The organism is Paenibacillus litoralis (assembly GCF_046244365.1).
In the GTDB taxonomy this organism is placed as follows: domain Bacteria; phylum Bacillota; class Bacilli; order Paenibacillales; family NBRC-103111; genus Paenibacillus_V.
The window spans coordinates 2,297,280-2,311,295 of the sequence record NZ_CP176395.1; the positions used below are offsets into that span (position 1 = coordinate 2,297,280).

14 protein-coding genes are annotated in these 14,016 nt (G+C 51.5%); 6 read left to right on the top strand and 8 right to left on the bottom strand.

Annotated features, from left to right (window positions below):
• Window positions 1–3: 3 nt before the first annotated feature.
• Window positions 4–1,056, bottom strand: coding sequence for a serine hydrolase domain-containing protein (locus tag ACKGJP_RS09320; RefSeq protein ID WP_409347114.1), 1,053 nt, complete (start codon window positions 1,054–1,056; stop codon window positions 4–6).
• A gap of 223 nt (window positions 1,057–1,279) precedes the next feature.
• On the opposite strand from ACKGJP_RS09320, the gene ACKGJP_RS09325 reads away from it, so the two are divergent.
• Entirely contained in the window at window positions 1,280–1,792 is a 513-nt protein-coding gene (locus ACKGJP_RS09325; protein WP_409345381.1) for a MerR family DNA-binding transcriptional regulator, read from the top strand.
• Between the two features lie 156 nt (window positions 1,793–1,948).
• Here ACKGJP_RS09325 and ACKGJP_RS09330 read toward each other — a convergent pair whose 3' ends face one another.
• The gene (locus ACKGJP_RS09330) at window positions 1,949–2,617 is read right to left on the bottom strand and encodes a TetR/AcrR family transcriptional regulator (RefSeq protein WP_409345382.1); all 669 of its coding nucleotides are present in this window, start codon (window positions 2,615–2,617) and stop codon (window positions 1,949–1,951) included.
• A 280-nt stretch (window positions 2,618–2,897) separates the two neighbouring features.
• On the opposite strand from ACKGJP_RS09330, the gene ACKGJP_RS09335 reads away from it, so the two are divergent.
• The 3 genes from ACKGJP_RS09335 to ACKGJP_RS09345 are packed head-to-tail and all read left to right on the top strand — an operon-like array spanning window position 2,898 to window position 5,936.
• Window positions 2,898–3,740 (top strand): SDR family NAD(P)-dependent oxidoreductase, encoded by an 843-nt coding sequence (locus tag ACKGJP_RS09335; RefSeq protein WP_409345383.1) that lies wholly within the window; start codon window positions 2,898–2,900, stop codon window positions 3,738–3,740.
• Complete coding sequence (locus ACKGJP_RS09340; protein ID WP_409345384.1) at window positions 3,737–4,747, top strand: zinc-dependent alcohol dehydrogenase family protein; 1,011 nt, start codon at window positions 3,737–3,739, stop codon at window positions 4,745–4,747. The genes ACKGJP_RS09335 and ACKGJP_RS09340 overlap by 4 nt, the downstream gene beginning before the upstream one ends.
• Window positions 4,748–4,781: 34 nt before the next feature.
• Window positions 4,782–5,936, top strand: coding sequence for an SMP-30/gluconolactonase/LRE family protein (locus ACKGJP_RS09345; RefSeq protein ID WP_409345385.1), 1,155 nt, complete (start codon window positions 4,782–4,784; stop codon window positions 5,934–5,936).
• 139 nt (window positions 5,937–6,075) lie between these two features.
• Here ACKGJP_RS09345 and ACKGJP_RS09350 read toward each other — a convergent pair whose 3' ends face one another.
• The 6 genes from ACKGJP_RS09350 to ACKGJP_RS09375 all read right to left on the bottom strand — a co-directional run bounded on the left by ACKGJP_RS09350 (window position 6,076) and on the right by ACKGJP_RS09375 (window position 10,722).
• Complete coding sequence (locus ACKGJP_RS09350; protein WP_409345386.1) at window positions 6,076–6,747, bottom strand: zf-HC2 domain-containing protein; 672 nt, start codon at window positions 6,745–6,747, stop codon at window positions 6,076–6,078.
• A complete protein-coding gene (locus ACKGJP_RS09355; RefSeq protein ID WP_409345387.1) occupies window positions 6,732–7,232 on the bottom strand; it encodes an RNA polymerase sigma factor in 501 nt (166 codons plus the stop codon). Before ACKGJP_RS09355 ends, ACKGJP_RS09350 begins: the two co-directional genes overlap by 16 nt.
• Window positions 7,233–7,445: 213 nt before the next feature.
• Window positions 7,446–7,721: an Ig domain-containing protein gene (locus ACKGJP_RS09360; protein WP_409347115.1), complete on the bottom strand. Its 276-nt coding sequence runs from the start codon at window positions 7,719–7,721 to the stop codon at window positions 7,446–7,448.
• Between the two features lie 76 nt (window positions 7,722–7,797).
• Window positions 7,798–8,520 (bottom strand): hypothetical protein, encoded by a 723-nt coding sequence (locus ACKGJP_RS09365; RefSeq protein WP_409345388.1) that lies wholly within the window; start codon window positions 8,518–8,520, stop codon window positions 7,798–7,800.
• A 113-nt stretch (window positions 8,521–8,633) separates the two neighbouring features.
• Complete coding sequence (locus ACKGJP_RS09370) at window positions 8,634–10,052, bottom strand: ATP-binding protein (protein WP_409345389.1); 1,419 nt, start codon at window positions 10,050–10,052, stop codon at window positions 8,634–8,636.
• A complete protein-coding gene (locus tag ACKGJP_RS09375) occupies window positions 10,033–10,722 on the bottom strand; it encodes a response regulator transcription factor (RefSeq protein WP_409345390.1) in 690 nt (229 codons plus the stop codon). The genes ACKGJP_RS09370 and ACKGJP_RS09375 overlap by 20 nt, the downstream gene beginning before the upstream one ends.
• Window positions 10,723–11,041: 319 nt before the next feature.
• Between ACKGJP_RS09375 and ACKGJP_RS09380 the strand changes: the two genes are divergently transcribed.
• Complete coding sequence (locus tag ACKGJP_RS09380; RefSeq protein ID WP_409345391.1) at window positions 11,042–12,871, top strand: histidine kinase N-terminal 7TM domain-containing protein; 1,830 nt, start codon at window positions 11,042–11,044, stop codon at window positions 12,869–12,871.
• A complete protein-coding gene (locus ACKGJP_RS09385) occupies window positions 12,846–13,994 on the top strand; it encodes a response regulator (RefSeq protein ID WP_409345392.1) in 1,149 nt (382 codons plus the stop codon). The genes ACKGJP_RS09380 and ACKGJP_RS09385 overlap by 26 nt, the downstream gene beginning before the upstream one ends.
• Window positions 13,995–14,016: the final 22 nt, after the last annotated feature.

Sequence of the window (14,016 nt, forward strand, 5' to 3'; positions counted from 1 at the left end):
GCATTACTTGTCGCCAGCTGCAAACAGCTTTTTCGACAGAATAGAGGCTAACTGATCCACAGACATCATCCGAATACCGATCATGGGTGCGAGCTGACTCCAAATCGTAGAGCCGTTGTTCGATAAAATAACGAATCCGGTTTCTCTCTCGCGGTTAAACGACATAAATGAACTCGATCCATATGTTCCGCCGTTGTGCCAATGCGTAGTCGAGCCGTCTTTTTCTTTGAACATCATCCAGCTGTAACCGACTCCGATGCCTCTGCTCGGCATAATGGCATAATGCTCCTGCAAGCATTCCGAAATCGCAGGACTGAGGGGATGATAAAAGGGATGTAAATACGCCTCCAGGTAATTCAGCATATCGGTCATCGTCGAACGGACCGCCCCGGCGCCTTCCAGCGTATCAAGGAAGTCCCAATGCGGGACGGGTTTGCCTTTAGCGTTATAAACGGGAAGTAGATGTCCGGACGGTTGCCGGCTCACGCCGATTCCGGCATTCGTCATGCCGAGAGGCTTGAATATGTGTTCAGCCAGCGCCTCGTGCAAGCTGGTGCCCAATCGTCTGGAAAGCAGCCAGCCAAGAAGGCCAAAGCCGTAATTCGAATAGCGATGCTTGCTTTTTTTCTTGGGACTCTCCGATAAAACGGCTTCGATTAAGCGGACATCATCATATTCCGCATAAGGATTCAACCGATCGGCGATAGCGGCTTTAAAATTCCCAGGTACGACAGGCAGACCGGAAGTGTGCGTAACAAGATCCAACAGCGTGGTTCGGTTCGCAAACAAGCTGGAAGACCATTCCGGAACGAAAGCCGATAGCGGATCGGAACGGTTCCATATTCCGTTCTGCTCTCCGATTGCGAGCAGTAGGCCGGTCATTGTTTTGGTAATCGAGCCGATCTCGTAAATAAACTTCGAGCTGTCAACGCCATCGGACTGTTCCGTAGTCCATATCGTACGTGCGGATTTATGGAGCAAACCGACCGTTACTTGATGGGAAGGGCGATTCGCCCACCGGTGAATCGGTTTTTGCGACAGCAAATCAGCAATCACGGTATCCAAGCTGCCAGCACCTCGCTTCTATCATTTCGATATTACGATGATATCACTTATAGTAATTAATGGCAATTTTTTTTTTGGCTGCTGCTATTCCTCGTCAAGAATACAGCGTATAGCCTCCTGTAAGGGGGGAGTCAATCGCACTTATTTTCAAGTCAAGGATTGACTCTCCTCTAAGGGGAGCCCTTATAACTCAATTAGGAAGGAGCGAGCCGATATGCACTATACGGTAAGGGAAGTATCCTCAATATCGAACGTAACCGTCAAAACGCTTCACCACTACCACAAGATCGGTCTTCTCTTGCCATGCGAGATCAGTGAAGCCGGGTACCGGTTATATTTGGAAAGCGAGGAAGATTGGAAAGAGGCGATGAAGGAGCAAAACGAGCATTTGAAAGAAACATATGACTTTGATTTGCTCGATTCGGTTCAAATGGACATTCGGAACATGAACGATATGGCGGCGGAAGCAGCAGCATTTATGGCGGGCATGGCAGGCGCTTTAACAGGCGGGGTAAAGCATGATGACGAGAAAATCTTTCATTTGCTTGCCAGCCATCTGGCGTTTCTGAATAAGCAGGGACTTGCGATAACCGCCGCTGATTTTGCTTTGCAAACGCGGTTCTTCCTGGGCGACGACTTCCATCTTCGCATGCTCGAAGCTCAGCAGACCGGGCTGGCGTATTATCTTTCGGCAGCGGCGGATTCCTATGCGGCAAAGGCTCAATAAGGGGAATACGGGTGAATCCATGAAAGCTGTATGTCAGCTTTCCCGCCCATCGGGAAAACGTCAAATAACCTCCAGCTTATGAAAAGTTGGAGGTTATTTGACGTTTATTGCATCCATCGCTTACGGTCCTCGGCGAACAAGCAGATCAACACGTGCTCATCCCTTTTTGACGCCGGGATTTGGAATCAACGAGCTGATGATCAAAGATAACGTTTGCTTGTATACGCCATGGGCTGCTTGTACGTCTCCCAAGTGTCCGCCCATGTAAAGATGAATGACGCCATGGAGGGAAGCCCAGACTATGCGGGTAACGGATTCAGTGTCATACTGGCCGGGAATGAGACCTTGCTTCTGCGCATTGTGGATCAGCGTCAATAATTGGTGCATGGCCGTTACGGTACCATTGAGGCTTTCCTCGTCCGGTTTGAAATCTGCGAATGCGCCTCCGAACATCAATTTATAATAACTGGAGTATCGCTGACCGAATTGCCAATAAGCTTCGCCTAAATTCAGAAAATGCTGCACCGGATCGGCAGCATGCGGCGTTCTCTCGAATTCGCTAGCGAGAAGCTTACAGCCGTCCAAATACAACTGCTGAGCCAAGCCCTCTTTATTGACAAACAAGCTATAAATGATTTTTGTCGAGCAATCCATTTTCTGCGCTACTTTACGCACCGTAACGGCTTCCGGGCCCTCTTCCTGCAAAAGCGTTGCCGCAGCGTCAACAACGAGCTTGCGGAGATTTTCAGTATTTTGCAAGCGGGCTTCTTGGTAGGTTTTCAACTTTCGCGTGCCTGCATGAGGGGAAATATCTTGGTCGCTCATAGTCATCACCTTGGTTGTTGTGTTTTCAACAGGAAACATAGTTTCCGTTTCTCATACAAGGGATTTTATATAGTTGTTGAGCAGTTGTCAATGTGACGTCAGGTGTTCAAAAAATATATTGACTTTCCAGAATAGGGTGGTTACAATGAGTCACAACGGTAACAGTGTTACCAAAATGCGCGATGATCCTTAGCTTTCATTGGAAGGAAGGATTAGGTTTGGTTATTTGGTAACATTGTTTCTAAATAAAAACACAAGTATTTGAAAGGGGAGTAGCGCAATGACCATGCAAGGAAAATGGGCGCTCGTCACGGGAGCTTCCTCCGGTATAGGAGAACAATTCGCGAGGCAACTGGCCAAACAAGGAAGCCATCTGGTTCTTGTGGCGCGCTCGGAGAGCAAGCTTGAGAGTCTGGCATCGGAGCTCAGAAACAAGTACGGCATTAAAACCGAGGTTATTCCTAAGGATCTTTCGAAAGAGGGCGCACCCAGCGAGTTATATCGGCAATGCGGATTTCTGAACGTGGATATCGAACTGCTGGTCAACAATGCTGGCTTTGCTACGCATGGTTTATTTGATCAAGTGTCAGGAGTTCGTCAGCACGAGGAAGTCATGCTCAATGTTGCAGCGCTTGTAGACTTGACCCACTTGTTCTTGCCGGACATGTTGCGCAAAAGCTCGGGGGCAGTTATCAATGTTGCTTCAACCGCCGGCTTTCAACCGCTTCCTTATATGGCCGTATATGGGGCGACGAAAGCTTTCGTCTTGTCGTTTACTCAAGCGTTATGGTGGGAGAACCGCAACCGCGGCGTCAAATTTTTCGCGCTTTGTCCCGGTTCGACGGATACCAGCTTCTTTAATGTCGTTGGAGCGGAGGAAGCATCCGTCGGAAAGAAAGACACTCCCGAGAGAGTCGTCGAGGTTGCGCTTCGCGCGTTGAAGGAAGGGAAGCTGTACGTCGTTCCGGGTGTGCAGAATTATCTCGGAGCGCAGGTATCGCGATTCCTCACGCGCAAGCAAGGTCTTCGTCTTGTTGGAGGCATGCTTCGTCCGCGCAAAGGATCCGGTAATGATAGGAATTCAGGCAGTCAATCTGATCTTGCAGGGGGAACCGTACGATGAAAGCGATACAACTGACAAACGGCTTTGGCTTTGAGGAATTGACCTTGACGGAGCTAGGCATACCGGAGCCGGGCCCTCAAGAGGTGCTGATCCGCATGAAGGCAGCTTCCCTTAATTACCGGGATCTCGTGATCCTGAACGGACTTATGCCGATCGATATCCAATTCCCCTTCATTCCTTTATCGGACGGAGCGGGCGAAATCGTAGCCGTTGGCCAAGGTGTAACAAGGGTTCAAGCAGGACAACGAGTAGCGGGCAATCTGCAGCAGCGATTCCTTGCCGGCAACCCGAGAGCGGAGGTATTAAGGGACAGTTTGGGAGGTCCGTTAAACGGAGTTGCGGCAGAGTATGTCGTTCTGCATGAAAACGGAGTCGTTCCTATTCCCGATCACCTCACTTGGGAGGAGGCCGCCACCTTGCCGATCGCGGCATTAACCGCGTGGAGCATGCTAATCGAATACGGTGCGCTGCAAGCGGGCGATACGGTGCTGCTGCAAGGAACAGGCGGTGTTTCCATCTTCGGCCTTCAATTCGCAGTTATGACCGGAGCGCGGGCCATCGTCACATCGAGCAGCAACGCCAAGCTGGAACGAGCCAAAGCTTTAGGCGCATGGCAAACGATCAACTATTCGGAAGTTCCCGACTGGGATAAGGCGGTGTTAGAGCTGACCGGCGGCGTCGATCATGTTCTAGATGTTGGAGGAGCGGCGACGATGGCGAAATCCATCAATACGCTTCGCATTGGAGGGACATTGAGTATGGTCGGGTTCTTATCGGGATTGACCATTCCGGAATACGATGTCACCGGTATTTTGCAGAAAGCAGCAACGATTCGCGGCAGTCAAGTCGGCAACCGGGAACATTTCGAAAAAATGAATCGAGCCATTGCCCATCATCGTTTACGTCCCGTCATCGACCAAGTATTCCCGCTGAACCGAATACGCGAAGCATTCGCACTCTTGGCCGAAGGAAAGCAGTATTTCGGTAAAATCGTCGTCCAAATCTAACATCTCTTACTTACATGGTCCAGGAGGCGCTATAATGCCCAATACATCTCATTTATCCGCGAAAGACATGAATCATCCGAAACGATCGCCAAAAAAAAGAATACGAAGAGCGGGAGCGGCGATTCTTGCAGCGATCATTCTTGGAGTTATTATTTTCTTGCTCGTACCCTCACCTGTCGAACCGGTAAAATGGATCGCGCCGACTCCCCCCTCTTTTAAGGAACCGGGTCCATGGCAGCAGAACAACAAACTCAGCTCGGCTCAGCTTGTTACGGGTGCCCCTAAATCCCCGGAATTCATTACCTTCGATAAGGAAGGTAAGCTGTATGCGGGAGATTCCGACGGTAAAATTTACAAGGTTGGTTTCGACGCAGGCGGCAATCCGCAAGAGGCTCAAGTGTTTGCAGACACCAAAGGAACGCCCAACGGACTTAAGTTTGATGCGAGTGGAAATCTGATTGTGGCCGATATCAAGAGGGGACTGCTTTCCATAAACCCATCCGGGACCATAGAGGTATTGGCCGATCAAGTGAACGGCAAGCCGATCTATTTAGCAAACGAGCTGGATATTGCGAAGGACGGTTCCATTTATTTTACAGACACTTCGAACTATGGCCGCGTAACGTTCAAAGAAATGGCCGAGAACAAGCCGCATGGGCGTTTGCTGAAGTACGATCCGGCAACCAAGCAGACGAGCGTCCTGTTGGAAGGGCTCTATTTTGCAAACGGCATTGCTTTGTCCGGCGAAGAGGATTTCGTGCTTGTGGCGGAATCGTATCGTTATCAGTTGACCAGATACTGGCTTAAGGGGTCAAAGCAGGGGACGTCCGATCTTTTTGCAGACAATCTCGCAGGCTTTCCGGACAACATTTCACGCGATGAGCAAGGTCATTTCTGGGTCGGACTTTTCACGACTCGCATTTCCTTCGTAGATCAAATGCATCGCAGTCCGCGGTTAGCCGGTATTATGGCCAAAGTGCCGGAGTCGCTGCTAAGCGGCGCAAGCGCACCGGCGAAGCATGGGCTTGTTGCGAAGCTCGGTCTGCAGGGGGAGGTTATCGAAAGCTGGCACGATCCGGAAGGCTCGCTGTATGGCGTAACTACGGCTGTAAGCCATAACGGCTATTTATATATAGGAACGGCACCGGGAGGCAGCAGCGGCATTCATCGCCTGCCTTTAACGAAATAACGGAGGAGGCAGAGGAGCAAGGCGCTAAATGCCGCCTCTAATGGAAGGGAGCCGGAGGAGGAAAATCCGGCTCCCGCTTATTAAACGGAATAAGCAGCGAAGAAGCTCCAGCATGTACGGGAGTCCGCAGGACGAGATGCTACTTTTCTTTCTTTTCGATTTTATTTTTATAGTTGGCCTCTTGCTCGGCGGTCGCTTTAGGAATAGCCGCGCCTTTTTCCCAAATGGTAATTCTGTCGTTCTTATCTTTCCCCTCGTAATAGATGCCCGTTTTTTCTTTACTCGAATTCGAATCATGGAGCGACGACCATTTCTCGTGCTCGGACACAATCGTTTTGGATGGATTGGAACCCAAACGCCTGCGCTCATAGACCCGGGCAGTCTCCGAAATTCCGTTACTATAATTGGTTACGCGGCCTACGTAGCCGTTCACCTTGGCCGAGATTCGATAATGAATGGAACCGTCGTTCATTTGATACACGTCGCTGATCGTTACGTCGCTGCTTGGAATGGGGAAGTCTCTGTAACTGAAAAAGTAATAAGCGCCAAGCAAAATCATGACGGAAGCCGCCACGCTGATACCGGCAATTCTCCATTGTCTGCGTTTGATTTTTTTTAGAAAATTTATTTGTTTCGGAGGGACCACTTTCATCGCCTGCGTTTCTTTTGTCATGCTATCCAATGCCTTCCTGCACTCGCTGCAGGTAGAAAGGTGTTCTTGGACGGCCTTGTTCGTATAGTCGCTTGTCAAGCCTTCAATATAGTTGGGGAGGAGATCCTGCACGAAATGGCAGCTTAATTTTTGTTCCATTCCGATCTTCCTTTCATCATTTTTTGTTTGCCGCGGTAAAAGGTCACTCGAGCCCAAGCTTCGCTTTGACCCAAAATGTCGCCGATTTCAGCAAAACTCAACTCGCCGGAAAGGCGCAGATACATGACTTCTTTTGTCTTCTCGTCCAATCGGTGCAGCATTCGAAACAGAGAAAGCTTTTCCTCGTTGTGCAAAACATCGGCTTCTAGATTTTTTTCGGCGCGTATAGGGACATCGAACGCTTCCATCGAAACGGATTGCGTTTTTTTATTTTTATGGAGTTCTTTATACCACGCTCGTTTCGCGATCTGGCATAGCCAAACCGATATTTTGCAATCGCCGCGGAAGTTGTGGATGGCATGCATCGCTTGGTAGAACGTTTCCTGAGTAAGCTCTTCGGACAAATCGGCATTCTGCGTGATGCTGAATAAATATTTATAAACCGTTTGAGCATACGCTTCATAGAGCTGCTCAATCTTTTCCATTCATGCACCTCCCTCTATATAAGTACCAAAAAACATGATTTCGTTACATGGAGATATTCAATATTTTATAGGCGTATAATACCCTAGCACTGGAAAACGGTAAATGGCTTAGGGAGGGATTTCTACATCCCCACAAGCTCCATTAAGCCAAACAAGACGTCACCGTCACGGTGGCGTCTTGTTTGGAGAACAGGTATTGCTCAATCAACTTGATCAGGGAGCGACGACAAGGGTGAAGCTTTGACTCGCGCTCGCCGCTTGGCTGTCCGACACCCGGAGGGTGAACGTGTATGTGCCTGCTACCGTCGGCTTACCGGAGAAAATGCCTGCCGACGAGAAGGAGATTCCAATCGGCAGCCCGCCGCTTAACAGGGAGTACGAACGCGCGCCGATTCCGCCCGCGCTCTCGAACGTCAGCGCGTAAGTGCTCCCCGCCTTCCCGCTCGGTAAGTTTGCCGTGACGAACTCGGCAGAACCGCAACGGCGTATAGCCGCCCTTGCTCGGTCGCCTTTATGGAAGCTTCAGCCGCCTTGAACGGTGTGTAGGGGGGCTATGGAATGGTTCTTATTTGATCTCGATCGAAGCGATGCTGCCGTTAGTTTTGAAATCCGTCGTATAGGCGATGGTTGCAATTGCGGTAATTTCTCCGTTCGGCCCCGTAATCTTTATAGTTGGCGCCGAAGAATAGCCGGAGCCTGCATGCTTTATCGTGACTCCGGTCACGACACCGTCCTTCGTCGTTGTGGCCAGCGCAGCGGGCGTTCTTTTCCATACCTCGCCTTTGACGCCGTTGTATCGATAGTAGTTGGATACTTCATCCAGGCGTTCGTTGGTGATGCCGTAGGGTGCGAGTACTTTCATTAAGGCGGCTTTGTTCGATTGCGCTTGTTCCGAAGTGGGGCCGGAGCTTCCGGCTCCCGCAGGCGTTACGCCGCTGAAGGCTTGTCTGAATACTTCCGGCTTTACGCCGAGCGCAGCGGCAATGAGCGCGATCGGTCTGCCGTGATCCTGAAGGTCCGTATCATAGCCTCCGGATATGACGATGGAATAACCGTTCTGATCGGTTGCGCTGCTGACGGTTTCGGTCGCCGGCTTGGAGGGAGACTTTGATGCATCTGCACGGGCAGGCTTCTTACCCGATTTCTCTCGGGCTTGAACTTGAACGGCTGCTGCTTCCGCGCTGGTCTTGTTCTCGGATTGGGTGCCGCAAGCGAATGCCAGCGGGACGGCGACGGCGCTAAAAGCTAAAAGTACGGTTGCCGCAACGAGGACTTTTTTTGATTTCATGGTTGGGATCTCCTCTCGAATAGGGAATGATGGTGTAAGAACTAGATTCAGAATAATACACCAATGTGTCAGGAATGCGTTCAGACCCTAATCGGCAAAAAAACTTTCAACGCCTATTTCCGCTTGGGCAGCAATAGCTGGAACGCGGTGCCTTCCGGAGAACTGCTTTTCAGATTCAGCTGTCCTTTCATTGCAACGGCAAGCATCCGGCTATAGGTCAGACCGAGTCCGAGGCCGCCGACGGAAAGTTTTTTGCGCTCGCCTCGGAAGTACCTCTCGAAAATATCGGCTTGCTCCGCTTCCGGTATGCCGGGTCCGTTGTCTCGAACGCTGACTTCATAGACTTCTTCCGAATGTTCCGATAGCGTTATGCGAATACTTCCCCGACCTTCGAACGCTTGTCTGCTATTGTTCAGAAGGTTCACCACTATCTGCTGAATGCGGCTGGCGTCTCCCACGGCCATCAAAGTCCGATCGGATATATCGACAATGATCTCAAGCCCTTCTTCCTGATAAAGATGGCCCCACTGATAAGCGATTTCGCTCAAAAGCTTGCCCAGCTCGATCGGGTCCTGCCGGACGCTGATATTGCCAGAAGCGAAGGCATTGAAGTCGAGCAGGTCGGTAACCATATGCTGAAGCCTGCGGGTCTGCTCCAGGGAGATGTCCAGAAACTCCTCCGCTTCGCCGTCCGTCACCACCTGATCACGAACCGCGCGGATCAAGCCATGTATGGAGGCGACGGGCGTTTTCAACTCATGGGTAACGCCCGCGAGCAATTCCGTACGCAGCTCTTCCAGCTTGCCAAGACGCGCAGCCATCGTCTTGAAGGATACGAGAAGATCGTGAATTTCCTTCTCCTTTACACGGTCCGGGACGGTCACCTGGTAATCGCCGGCTTCCATCTTGTTGAGCGCTTCGGATAGCTGGATGATCGGTTTTCTTAAATTCCACGAAAGGAAGTAGATGATCGTCCAGCCTAGCAAGCCCGCGCAGAGGAGCAGGGAGACGATCAGGACGTAGTTTTGATTGACGTGGGCGAGATCGCGATAGGCATAGGCGATGACGACCGAGCCGATCGGGGAATTGTTGGCCATCACGGGCGCGATGAGGATGTAGTGATCTCCTGTTCTAGCCGCGTTGAGCCGGTCGGCCGGTCCCGGCTTCGAACCGATATTGGGCGAGGAGAGGACGGAGGCGCTCGGGGGCGCTTCTTTGAAAAAAACAGGTGCTTCGCCGCGGCCGAACACGCTTAAGGCGAATTGTCCGGGAATTTGGTAGCGGCGCTGCGTACGATCGATCCACTCGTAAAAGTCGCCGGGAATGACGATGCTGCCATTACCATCGTTCACATATTGGGCCGCCACTTGCGAAAATTCCTGAAGGGATAGTTTTCGCTCATGAATGGTCTCCTGCCGGATCCAGAGGATGGAGGCAAGCCCGATGGTAAGCAAACCTACGAAAAGGGTTAGCACATAACGGAACGTCCAACGGCTGAGCAGTGTTTGGCGTTTAATGGGGGTTGTTGACATATAACTGATATCCCGTCCCTCGTAGCGTTCTGATTTCCCCTTCTTCCGGCGGCCAATGAAGCAGCAGTTTTCGAAGGCGCTTGATCGCCAAGTCCACGGCCCGGTCGCTGCCTTCATAATCGATGCCCCATACCTTATCGATCAATTGCTCCCGAGTGAAAATTTGATTGGGATGCTCCGCGAGGAACATTAGAAGCGACAAATCGCGGGGCGTAATCGACAGGCTTGCTCCGTTCAGGAAGACGCTGTGGGATTTAAAGTCGATTCGGAAGCTCCCGAAGGTCACTTGTTCCGAACTGACCAGAGACCGGGGCGGGCGTCTGAGCACGGCATGAATTCTGGCAACGACTTCGTCCGGCTCGAACGGCTTCGCCATGTAGTCGTCCGCCCCCTCGTTCAATCCCACGATCCGGTCGCTAACATCGCCCCTGGCTGTCAGCATGATAACGGGACAAGCGCCTTTGCGACGGATGTGATTCAAGACTTCCCACCCGTTCATTCCAGGGAGCAGCACGTCAAGAATGACAAGTGAGGGTTCCGCCGTATCGAATGACTCCACGGCTTGAATACCGTCCGGGCAAATCCGGCAAGCAAAGCCGGCTTTGCGGATATAGGCTGCGAGAACCCGGGAAATGGCGTCCTCGTCTTCGACAATCATAATCGTTTTCATGTAATCCCCTCCGATACAGCGGCTTATCGTCTTTGGATGCATTATACAATCCGAGGTTGGGAATAGCCATACACGGATCATCGCTCCCGCTCATCATAATCGAGGAATGCGTCAGCCGAATGTCGGCCGACTTCATCCTGACACCTTTCAGGTTTAAAATGATTCATGTACAAAAAAGGGGGATACGAAACGGTTAAAAATCAAAGGAATTTCTATCAATGATCGATAGAGAAGATGATATACTACGTTTATAAGCGATATTGTCGAATTGGCCCGTTGGGCCGGTTCCGCATGCATTTCATACGGGGGAGCCGCAATCGTGGACACAAGAATATGGATGTCGATTCTGCTCTTTCTAGCAGCGGCGCTGATGGTGTTTATCTCATTTATGTCCTACCGGAAACGCCATCTGCCTGTCGCCAAAACGATGATTTTGATGATGCTGGCAGCGTTTTTCTATGCGCTCGGCTATGCGTTTGAAGTGTTGAGCCGGGATCTGAATGAAGTAAAGCTATCGCTTCAAATCGAATACCTGGGCATTCCTTTTGTCTCTACGCTCTGGTTTTATCTTGTCATCCAATTTACCGGGACGGCGGCTCTTTATCGAAAGCGTCTTGCGCTGCTGCTTTTCCTCGTCCCCGTTTCGGTCTTTTTCCTCCACCTGACCAATGATTGGCATCACCTCGTCTATGAACGCTATATCCCGAATGAGGAAGCTTCGGTTCCTTTGTACACGACGGTCAAGGGACCTTGGTATAAAGTACATACCCTCTACAATTATTCCGTTCTATTATGCGGGTTTTTGCTGTTTATTCCCATGTACTTGCGGGCATTGCCGATCGTGCGAAAGCAGATCGCCGTCCTCATTTTGGGAGCGGCTGCGCCGATGCTGTTCAATATGTTCTTTTGGTTCGGCATGATCGTCGATTTGACGCCGTTCGGGTTCGCCGTGTCGGGTGTCGTCTACTTGTGGGGAATCTTTCGGTTTAATCTCCTTCGCCTAATGCCGCTTGCGCAGGCCAAAGTGTTCGATACGATCCGGGATGGGGTTGTTTTGCTCGATTATGAGGACCAAATCGTCAGTTACAACAGCGCGGCCGAAGAGGCGCTCCCCGAACTCGGCTTGACGAAACGATATCCCGCTTATGTCGGGGAGGTTTTGTCGGCCAGTCCGGAATTGCTTGAACGCATTCTCGCCGCCGGCAGCCGAGACGAACGTTTTCCTTTCCACAGATTCCATGCGAACCGGAACAAGCATTATAGCTGCAGCTTATCGTTCATCTACGACTCGGGCAGGATTCCGATCGGCAAAATGCTGATGTTCAATGATATTACGGAGCTTAAGGAGAACGAAGCCCGGCTGCGTGAGAACGCACGGCAGCTTTCCGAGCTCAACGCGTTCAAGGACAAGCTGTTCACCGTGGTGGCGCATGACATTCGCGATCCGATCGCGCTCCTCGTCAGCTTGACGGAACTGCTGGGCGAGGAACTGACCGCTGCCGATATCGAGCATGCCGAATTGTTCCGGGAGCTCAAGGGACAAGTGCAGAGCACGTTCCATCTCGTCGAGAATTTGCTCGATTGGTACCGCAGCCAGAAAGGGAAAGTCGTGTTTCGTCCGTTAAGCTGGAATTTGCAGCAGGTCGTCAGGCAGGCCTTGTCGCTTGCCGGGACGAAGGCCGGCATGAAGCATATTCGGATGACGGAACGAATCGACGAGAAACTTGCGGTTAGTGCCGATAAAGAGATGCTTGATCTCATCCTGCGAAATTTGCTCTCGAACGCGATCAAGTATACCGGAATTGGCGGAGCGATCGAGATCGGGGCCGTTCTGGAAGGCGATCGGATCGTAGTGTCCGTACGCGACAACGGAGCGGGGATGGATGAGAAGACATCGGAGATGCTGCGTCTGGAGGAGCCGTTCTTGACGATGCCGATCTCCGGGGACGATTCGGGGGATACGAGATTCGGACTGGTGCTGACACGCGAATTCGTTCGCATCCATGGCGGCAGCCTTTGGTTTGACAGCGTGCCCGGACTGGGAACGACCTTCTTCTTCACTTTGCCCGGCGCCGCCGGCGGGCGGGACACGTTCGACAAGGATGGAATGGAGGCGGAGAGTGATGAACGTTATTTTGGTGGACGATGAGCCGGCGATGCATTTGATTCTTCGCAAAATGCTGATCAAGCTGCCGGGGGTTCACGTTGCGGGCGCTTTTACGGATACGAATGCCGCAGCCGCCTTTCTAAGGGAGAACGATGACATCGGACTGGCTTTCGTAGACATCTCTATGCCGGGCGAGAGCGGAATGGAGTTCGCCGCCAAGATGGACGTTTCGGATTCGCCGGTGCAGGTCGTTTTCGTCACGTCGCATAAGGAGTTTGCCTTAAAAGCTTACGAGCTGTCCGTGCTCGATTACTTGGTCAAGCCCGTCTCTCAGGAACGGCTGCAGCGGACTGTAAATCGCGCGATGGCGAACCGGCGGGTATTCCTATCGCCGTCACCTCCGTCTCCTGTTTCCGAAGATAACGGGAGACTCGTCATAACGGTGCTCGGCGACGTCTCTGTAAGCAATGAAGCCGGGCGCGTCAAGTGGATCTCACGGAAATGCGCGGAGTTGTTCGCTTATTTACTGCTATACCGCGGCAAGCGTATTCCCCGTTCCAGACTGGTTGCGGATATTTTCGGAGGCATGGTCCAATCCAATGCGGAGAGCTATCTGAATACGACCGTCTATCAATTGCGTAAGTCTCTGGAACCGTTAGGCATGCGCGAGGCCATACGCTCGGAGAACGACGGCTACGCGCTCGAATTGAAAGATCCCGTGATCGATTACGTGGAATTCGAAAAGCAAGCGAAAGAACTGCAAGCAGTCGAAACCGGGAATGTCGCGAGAGCGCTGCAAATCGAACGGCTGTTTACCGGCGATCTGTTCGGGGATAAGGCGTATGTGTGGGCTATTCACGAAACGGAGCGTTATGCCGAAATGTACGCTTCGTTCGTCGTGCGGCTTGCCGAAGCGCTTATTTCCTTAAAGGATACGACAGCCGCGTCCAAACTGGTGCTCAAGCTTAAGGAGCGCAATCCGCTGGACGAATCGATGATGCGTCTGCTTATGACGATACACGAGCAGACCGGGGACAAAAAGGGATTGACCGCGTTGTATACCGATTATGTACGGCTTCTAAGCCGGGAGCTCGGCATTCGTCCGTCCGATGAACTGATTCAGCTATATGATAGGCTGGTAAGCAGGCTTACCGACAAAATATAAATATTTTCGTCAATCAATAAAA

What these genes read in the sequence shown, in the direction of transcription:
- ACKGJP_RS09325 (WP_409345381.1), top strand. Translation starts at nt 1,280, where the DNA reads ATGCACTATACGGTAAGGGAAGTATCCTCAATATCGAACGTAACCGTC.
- ACKGJP_RS09330 (WP_409345382.1), bottom strand. Translation starts at nt 2,617, where the DNA reads ATGAGCGACCAAGATATTTCCCCTCATGCAGGCACGCGAAAGTTGAAA.
- ACKGJP_RS09335 (WP_409345383.1), top strand. Translation starts at nt 2,898, where the DNA reads ATGACCATGCAAGGAAAATGGGCGCTCGTCACGGGAGCTTCCTCCGGT.
- ACKGJP_RS09340 (WP_409345384.1), top strand. Translation starts at nt 3,737, where the DNA reads ATGAAAGCGATACAACTGACAAACGGCTTTGGCTTTGAGGAATTGACC.
- ACKGJP_RS09345 (WP_409345385.1), top strand. Translation starts at nt 4,782, where the DNA reads ATGCCCAATACATCTCATTTATCCGCGAAAGACATGAATCATCCGAAA.
- ACKGJP_RS09350 (WP_409345386.1), bottom strand. Translation starts at nt 6,747, where the DNA reads ATGGAACAAAAATTAAGCTGCCATTTCGTGCAGGATCTCCTCCCCAAC.
- ACKGJP_RS09355 (WP_409345387.1), bottom strand. Translation starts at nt 7,232, where the DNA reads ATGGAAAAGATTGAGCAGCTCTATGAAGCGTATGCTCAAACGGTTTAT.
- ACKGJP_RS09365 (WP_409345388.1), bottom strand. Translation starts at nt 8,520, where the DNA reads ATGAAATCAAAAAAAGTCCTCGTTGCGGCAACCGTACTTTTAGCTTTT.
- ACKGJP_RS09370 (WP_409345389.1), bottom strand. Translation starts at nt 10,052, where the DNA reads ATGTCAACAACCCCCATTAAACGCCAAACACTGCTCAGCCGTTGGACG.
- ACKGJP_RS09375 (WP_409345390.1), bottom strand. Translation starts at nt 10,722, where the DNA reads ATGAAAACGATTATGATTGTCGAAGACGAGGACGCCATTTCCCGGGTT.
- ACKGJP_RS09385 (WP_409345392.1), top strand. Translation starts at nt 12,846, where the DNA reads ATGAACGTTATTTTGGTGGACGATGAGCCGGCGATGCATTTGATTCTT.